This window comes from Micromonospora sp. NBC_01392 (assembly GCF_045040125.1).
Taxonomy (GTDB): Bacteria; Actinomycetota; Actinomycetes; order Mycobacteriales; family Micromonosporaceae; genus Micromonospora.
The window spans coordinates 4,906,836-4,914,401 of record NZ_CP109549.1 but is presented as its reverse complement, the minus strand read 5'-3'; the positions used below and the strand labels follow the sequence as shown (position 1 = coordinate 4,914,401).

Annotated in this window: 5 protein-coding genes; all 5 read left to right on the top strand. The window is 76.7% G+C overall.

Features of this window, described 5'->3' with window-relative positions; all coding sequences use genetic code 11:
- The first annotated feature begins 7 nt into the window (after positions 1–7).
- The 5 genes from OG767_RS21195 to OG767_RS21175 all read left to right on the top strand — a co-directional run bounded on the left by OG767_RS21195 (position 8) and on the right by OG767_RS21175 (position 7,408).
- Positions 8–1,018, top strand: a complete 1,011-nt coding sequence (locus OG767_RS21195; RefSeq protein WP_405090167.1) for a 3-oxoacyl-[acyl-carrier-protein] synthase III C-terminal domain-containing protein — start codon at positions 8–10, stop codon at positions 1,016–1,018.
- Positions 1,019–1,094: 76 nt separating this feature from the next.
- A complete protein-coding gene (locus OG767_RS21190; RefSeq protein WP_281939165.1) occupies positions 1,095–1,328 on the top strand; it encodes an acyl carrier protein in 234 nt (77 codons plus the stop codon).
- Positions 1,325–2,230: a thiamine pyrophosphate-dependent dehydrogenase E1 component subunit alpha gene (locus tag OG767_RS21185; RefSeq protein ID WP_405090166.1), complete on the top strand. Its 906-nt coding sequence runs from the start codon at positions 1,325–1,327 to the stop codon at positions 2,228–2,230. Before OG767_RS21190 ends, OG767_RS21185 begins: the two co-directional genes overlap by 4 nt.
- Entirely contained in the window at positions 2,227–4,395 is a 2,169-nt protein-coding gene (locus OG767_RS21180) for a 2-oxo acid dehydrogenase subunit E2 (RefSeq protein WP_405090165.1), read from the top strand. The genes OG767_RS21185 and OG767_RS21180 overlap by 4 nt, the downstream gene beginning before the upstream one ends.
- 67 nt (positions 4,396–4,462) lie before the next feature.
- Entirely contained in the window at positions 4,463–7,408 is a 2,946-nt protein-coding gene (locus OG767_RS21175; protein ID WP_405090164.1) for an AfsR/SARP family transcriptional regulator, read from the top strand.
- Positions 7,409–7,566 lie beyond the last annotated feature (158 nt).

The following is a 7,566-nucleotide window of genomic DNA, read 5'->3' as shown; positions in this document are numbered from 1 at the left end:
GGCGAACATGAGCTTCGGGCTGGTGTCCTTCGGGGAGGCGCTCGGCGACCCGGCGCCGGTGGCGGACGTGGTGGGGGAGTACACCGACGACGTGCAACGGGTCCTCGGCTACGGCTACCGGCAGGTGCACCGCGCCGCGCCGGAGGTCGGCGTGACCGACCTCGCCGAACGGGCCGCCCGCCGGGCGCTCGACGCCGCCGCGCTGGCCGCCGCCGAGGTGGACCTGCTGGTGCTGGCCGTCACCGACGTCACCGAACACCTCTACTGGGACGCCGCCGCCGATCTGGCGCACCGGCTCGGCCTGGTGGACGCCGAGGCGGTGCTGCTCACCCAGGCGTGCACCACCGGTGTGCTCAGCCTGGACACCGTCGCGGGCCGGTTCGCCACCCACCCGGGGTACGCCACCGCGCTGGTGGTGGCCGCGAACCGGACCTGTGAGGCGTACTGGAACCGGATGGACACCCAGCCGATGGTGTTCTCCGACGGCGCGGTCGCCACGGTGGCCCGGCGCGGGCACCCGCGGCTGCGCTGGCTGGCCACCGAGGCCGTGACCGACGGCCGCTACGCCGGGTTCCACCGGCTCGACAGCGGCGGCGCGGCGACGCCCTTCGGGCCCGGCGGCGATCCACCCGCCGCCCTCGACGGGTGGCACGTGATGGAGTTCTTCGACTACGACGCCGAGCAGTTCGCGCAGTTCGCCCGCGAACTCGACGAACGGGCCGTGCGGGTCACCGAGCGGGCCTGCGCCCGGGCCGGTGTCGCGGTCGCCGACCTGGCGCGGCTGATCCTGGTCGGCGACAACGAGCGGGCCATGACGTCGCTGGCCGAGGCGCACGGGGTGCCGCTGGCCCGGACCAACCGCGAGCTGGCCGCCGAGCACGGGCACCTCGGGGCCGCGGACCAGCTCTTCGGGCTGAGCCGCCTGCTGGCCGCCGGGGAGCTCGACGCGGGTGACCGGGTCGCGTTGATCTCGCTGGGCCGGGGCATGCACTGGGCCTGTACCATCGTCGCGGTATAGGCATCGATCATCCGGTCGGTGTGCCAGCGCGCCGCCGCCGCTGCCGCCGGAGGACCCGTTCCGGAAGGGACACGGCATGTCCAGTCGGTTGGTGCGACTCGTCGCCGACGTGCTGGAGCTGCCGGTCGACGAGGTCGACGCGCAGACCGGGCCGGCCACCACGGCCGCCTGGGTGAGCCTGCGTCACCTCCAGATCGTCGCGGCGGTCGAGGACGCCTACCGGGTCACCATCACGCCGCGGGAGATCCGGGCCGTGCGGTCGGTGGCGGACCTGCGCGCGCTGCTGGCGCGGCGGGGCGTCGAGGAATGACGGCCGCCGCGCCGTCCCCGCTCGGCGACGCCGACCTCGACGCCGGGCTGCTCATCCGCCGCTTCGAGGAGGAGCTGCTCCGCCTGTACGCCGACGGCCACCTCGCCGGCACCACCCACACCTGCCTGGGCCAGGAACACATCCCGGTCGCGCTGGCCCCGTTGCTGACCGGGGACTTCGTGTTCAGCAACCACCGGGGGCACGGGCACTACCTGGCCCACCGCGCCGACCCGCACGGCCTGCTGGCGGAACTGCTCGGCCGGGACGGCGGGGTGTGCCACGGGCACGGCGGCAGCCAGCACCTGCGCCGGGACGGTTTCCTGTCCACCGGGGTGCAGGGGGAGAGCCTGCCCGCCGCGGTCGGCGTCGGGCTGCACCTCAACCGCACCGGGCAGGACCGGATCGTGGCGGCCTACGTCGGCGACGGCACCTGGGGCGAGGGCGCGGTCTACGAGGCGCTCAACATGGCGCAGCTCTGGCGGGTGCCGCTGCTGGTGGTGGTGGAGCACAACCGGATCGCCCAGTCCACCCCGACCACGGCGCAGTTGGCCGGCACCATCGCCGGCCGGGTGGCCGGGTTCGGGATCACCGTCAGCGAGTCGGACTCGCTCGACCTCAACGAGGTGCGGGCCGGCGCCGCGCCGCACGTCGCGCGGGTCCGCGCCACCCGGCAACCGCACGTGCTGGTGCAGCACACGGTCCGGCTCGGCCCGCACAGCAAGGGCGACGACTCCCGCGCCGCCGACGAGCTGCGCGAGCTGCGGCGGCTCGACTGGCTGGAGCGCTACGCCACCGCGTACCCGGAGCAGTTCTCGGCAGCGGACGCGCGGGCCCGGCGGCGGGTCGCGGACGTCTCGGCCGAGGTGCTGTCCCGGCCGTTGGTGAGCGGCGGCGTGGCGTGACCCGCGCCGAACGGGTGAGCGAGAACCTCAACCGCGCCCTGCAAGAGCTGTTCGCCGCCGACGACCGGGTCTGGCTGCTGGGTGAGGACGTCGCCGACCCGTACGGCGGCGCGTTCAAGGTCACCCGGGGGCTGTCCACCGCCTACCCGGACCGGGTGCTGTCGACGCCGCTGAGCGAGAACGGCATCACCGGCGTCGCGGGTGGCCTGGCGCTCTGCGGTGACACCGTGATCGTCGAGATCATGTTCGGCGACTTCGTCGGTCTCGCGTTCGACCCGATCCTCAACCTCCTCACCAAGTCCGTCAGCATGTACGGCGAGCGCGTCCCGATGCGGGTGGTGGTCCGCTGTCCGGTGGGCGGCGGGCGGGGCTACGGCGCGACGCACAGCCAGAGCGTGCAGAAGCACTTCATCGGCATCCCGCACCTCGCGCTCTTCGAACTGTCGCCCCTGCACGACGCGGCCGACGTGCTCGCCGCCGCGCTGCGCCGGGGCGAACCGGCGATGCTGTTCGAGGACAAGATCCTCTACACCCGCCGCCGGTACGTCGACGGCCGCGTCGACGACCGCTTCGCCGTCGAGATGCGGGGCGCGGACCGCAACTGGGCCCGCGTGCACGACCCGGCCGCCGACACCGCGCCGACGATTGTCATCGCGCCCGGCGGGGTCGCCGACCGGGCCATCGCCGCCGCGCGGGACGCCGCCGGGCGGGGCCGTGCCGTCGAGGTGCTGGTGCCGGCCCGGCTCTACCCGGTCGACGTGGACGGGCTGCGCGGCGTGCTCGACGGCGCGGCCGGGGTGATCGTCGCCGAGGAGAGCACGGCCGGTGGCACCTGGGGCGGCGAGGTGGCCGCCCGGCTGCACGCCGAGGCGTGGCCGCTGCTGCGCCGGCCGGTCGAGCTGGTCAGCTCCGCCGACCGGGTCATCCCGTCCGCCCCGCACCTGGAACGCGCGGTCCTGCTCGGCGCGGACACCATCCTGGAGCGGATCATGCGGGTTCCGGCCGGCGGGCCCGCCGCGCCACGGGCGGCCGGCGTCGACCCGCCGCCGGCCGGGTCGCGTCCGGCGGGGACCGCCGAGCCGGGTGTCCCGGTGCGGGTGCCCACGCTCAATCCGACCGACGAGAGCTACCTGCTGCTGGAGTGGCTGGCGCCGGCCGGCGCCACCGTCGGCGTCGGGGAGCCGATCGCGGCGGTGGAGACCGCCAAGGCGATCGAGGAGCTGGCCGCGACGCACGCCGGCGTGCTGCGGCACGACGTGGCCGCCGGGGCGGACTGCGTCCCGGGCGGCGTCATCGGCCGCGTCCTGCCGGTCGGGGCCGCGCCCGCCCCGACCGCGCCGCCCCCGGAACTGCCGTCGCCCCCGGAACCGTCGCCGCCCCCGGAACTGCCGCCGGGCCCGGCCCCGGAACTGCCGCCGGGCCCGGCCCCGGAACTGCCGCCGGGCCCGGCCCCGGAACCGCCGCCGGGCCCGGCCGCCGCGGCCCGGCCGCCGGTGGCGTCGCCGGCCGGACGGCCGTTGTCACCGGCGCAACGCCGCGTCGCCGAGGTGGTGGCGACCTCGCACCGGGAGATCCCGGCCGCGTTCACCGTGGTGCGCGTCGACGTGACGGCCGCCCTCGGGTACGCCCGCCGGACCGCCGAGGAGACCGGCGCCGACGTCGGCCTCACCGAGCTCGTCATCGCCGCCGTGGCCGCGCTGCACGACCGGTTCCCCGACCTGTACGCCACGCTCACCGGCGACGGTCGGGTGCGCGACGCGGCGCAGCCGGCGGTCGGGCTGACCGTGGACGTCGGCACCGGGCTGTTCCTGCCGGTGATCCGGGACGCCGCGAAGCTGGACCTGGGCGACCTCGCCGACACCGTGGTCGCGCTGCGCATGCGGGCGCTGCGCAACCGGCTCGGCGAGGACGACATGGCCGGCATGAACTTCCTGGTCGCGCTCAACGACACCCCGGGCGTGACCCACGCCCGGCCGATCATCCCGCCCGGTGTCACCTGCGCGCTGTCGGTGCCCGACGTGCACCGCGAGGTCGTGCTCGACGCCGACGGCGGGTTACGCGAGCGGACCACCGCCGACCTCGGCCTGGCCTACGACCACCGGCTGGTCAACGGGGCGCGGGCCGGCGCGTACCTGGCCGCCCTCGCCGACGCCCTGCGCCGGTGACCGGGCGGACCCGGACGCATCGTCGACAGGCGATCTAAACTGCGTCGCGGAGCACCGTGCGTGGTCGGTGACCGCCTCCGACGGGGTGATCAGCATGCTTGTCCGCGTCCTCGGACCCTGCACCGCCGAGACCGACCGGGGCGACGCGGTGCCGCTCGGCCCGCCCAAGCAGCGGGCGCTGCTTGCCGCGCTGGTGCTACGCGCCGGGCGGGCGGCGACCGTCACCGAACTCGTCGACACGCTCTGGCCGGACGACCCGCCACGGTCGGCGGTCAAGAACCTCCAGCTCTACGTGCACCAGCTCCGCAAGCTGCTCGGAACGGCGCTCAGCCACCGCAACGGCGGCTACCGGCTCGACCGGGCGGCCTACCGGCTGGACGCCGCCGAGTTCGACGACCTGGTGGCCGCCGCCCGGCGGGCCGCCGCCGCCGACGACCTGCCGGCGGCCCACGACGCCTACCGGCGGGGGCTGTCGACGTGGCGGGGGCGCGCGCTGGCCGACCTGGTCGACCGGGGCCTGCTGCGGGCGGAGGCCACCCTGCTGGATCGCCGGCACCTCGTCACGCTCGACGAGTCCCTGGCGGTGGAGGCCCGCCTGTACGGGCCGGTCGCCGTCCTGCCCCGGGCCCGGCGGCTGATCGTCGACCACCCGCTGCACGAGCCGTTGCGCGAGCACGAGCTGCGCGGGCTGCTCGCCGCCGGCCGCCACGCCGACGCGGCGACCGCGTACCGGGAGTTCCGTCGGCTGCTCGCCGCCGAGGTCGGGGTCGCGCCAGGTCCGACGCTGCGGGCGCTCGGGGCCCGGCTGCCCTGGCACCGCGCGGCCGAGCCGGGCCCGGCCCAGCTCCCCGCCGACCTGGCCGACTTCACCGGGCGGGCCGCGCAGGTGGCGGAGATCACCCACCACCTCAGCGGTACGGCGGGCGCGCTGCGCATCCACGCCGTGTCCGGCACCGGCGGGGTGGGCAAGAGCAGCCTGGCGGTGCACGCCGCGCACCTGCTCCGACCGCACTACCCGGACGGGCAGCTCCACGTGCGGCTGCACGGCCACGGGGAACGGCCCGTCGATCCGGCCGACGTGCTGGCGCAGTTCCTGCGCGCCCTGGGCCGGCCGGCCCCGCCGCCGGGCGGCGACCTCGACGAGCGCGTCCACCTCTACCGCAGCGCGCTGGCCGACCGCCGGGTGCTCGTGCTGCTCGACGACGCGGCCGGGGAGGGGCAGGTCCGCCCGCTGCTGCCCAGCGGCGCCGGTTGCGCGGCGCTGGTGACCAGCCGCACCCCGCTGGCCGGCCTGGTCGGCGCCCGGCACCTGCCGCTGGACGTGCTGGACGCGGAGGCGGCGGTGACGCTGCTGCTGGCCGCCGCCGGCCGGGACCGCGCGCGGGTCGATCCGGCCGACGCCGCGACGGTGGTGCGGCTCTGCGGCCGGCTGCCGCTGGCCGTGCGGGTGGCGGGCGCCCGACTGGCCACCCGTCCGCACTGGACGCTTGCCGCGTTCGCCGGGCGCCTGGCCGACAGCCGGCGGCGGCTCGACGAACTGCGCGCCGGGGACCTCGACGTACGGGCCAGCTTCCAGCTCAGCTACGACGGCCTGGAACCGGACACCCGTCGCGCGTTCCGCCTGCTGGCCCTGCTGGACCAGCCGACCGTCACCGCGTGGCTGGCCGCCGCCCTGCTCGGCACCACGCCGACCGGCGCGGAACGGCTGCTGGAGTCGCTTGTCGACGCCCAGCTCCTGGAGTCGTCCGCCGGTGACCGGTACCGCCTGCACGACCTGCTTCGGGTCTACGCCGCGGAGATGGCCGCCGCCGAGCCCGAACCGGCGCGGCGGTCGGCCGTCGGCTCGGCGCTGCGGGCCTGGTTGACGCCGGCGGAACGCGCCGCCGCGGCGCTGACCGGCCCGGACGCCGAGCAGGCGCGGTGCTGGTTCACCGCCGAGCAGGCCGATCTGGTGGCCGCCGTCCAACAGGCGCACCGGGCCGGCGCCTGGTCGATCACCTGGCGTCTGGCCCGGTCGTTGACCCGGTTCCTGGAGGAACGCTCCCAGTGGGAGGCCTGGCGGACCACCCACGAGCTGGCGCAGGACGCGGCCCGCCGCGCCGGGGACGTCGCCGTCGAGGTCGCGCTCACCCAGCGCCTCGGTGACCTGTACCGGGACCGGGGCCGCTTCGCCGAGGCCGCCGACCACTTCGGCCGCTGCCTGGACCTGGCCGGACGGACCGGCGACGACCTCCAGCGCGCCGCGGCGCTGCGCGGGCTCGGCGACGCCGGCTGGGGACGCGGCGACGCGCGGACCGCGATCACCCGCTACCGTGCCGCGCTGCCGCTGTTCGTCGCCGGTGACGACCGGCGCGGCACGGCGGAGACACTGCGAGGGCTGTCGGTGGCGTACCGGGGCCTGGGCCGGCTGTCCGACGCGGCGGTGGCGGCCCAGCGGTGCCTGCGCGCGTTCGCCGCGCTCGGTGACCGCGACGGCGAGGCGTACGCCCGGCGCACGCTGGGCAGCATCCGGCTGGACCAGGAACGCTACGACGAGGCCACCGAGTGCTTCCTGCGCTGCCGGGCGGACTTCGCCGCGCTGGGGGACCGGCTGGGCGAGGCGGCGGCGCTGCTCGGTCTCGGGATGACCCAGGTCGACCAGGAGCGCTTCGCGCGGGCCGTGCCCACCTACCGGGACTGCCGCGCGGCGTTCGCCGACGTCGCGGACGCGCTCGGCGAAGCGTACGCCCGACGTGGTCTCGGCGACGCGCTGACCGGGCTCGGGCGGCACGAGGAGGCCGCCGGGGAGTTGACGGCCGCGCTGGCGGTCTTCCGCACCGGCGGGGACGTCCGCTGGGAGGGCTACGCGTTGTTCAGCATCGGCCGGCTGGAGTTGGCGCGGGGCCGGCCCGACGAGGCCCGCGACGCCCTGCGCGGGGCGTTGCGGATCTTCGAGCGGATGGCAGCCGCGCTCTGGATCGACCGGACCCGAGGGCTGCTGGCCGCCCCGCCCATCCACGCGGGCGGCGTCTGAGTCGCGCCGGTCCGCCCGTACGCCCTGCTCAGCGCGCCCGTATACCACCGCTATACCGGCCCGGCCGGATGGTGGTGGGGCCCGGCGTCGACCGGGATCGGTACGGGACCGCGGACGTGGCCCGGTCGGCGGTGCGACCGTCCGGGCCACGTCCGCAT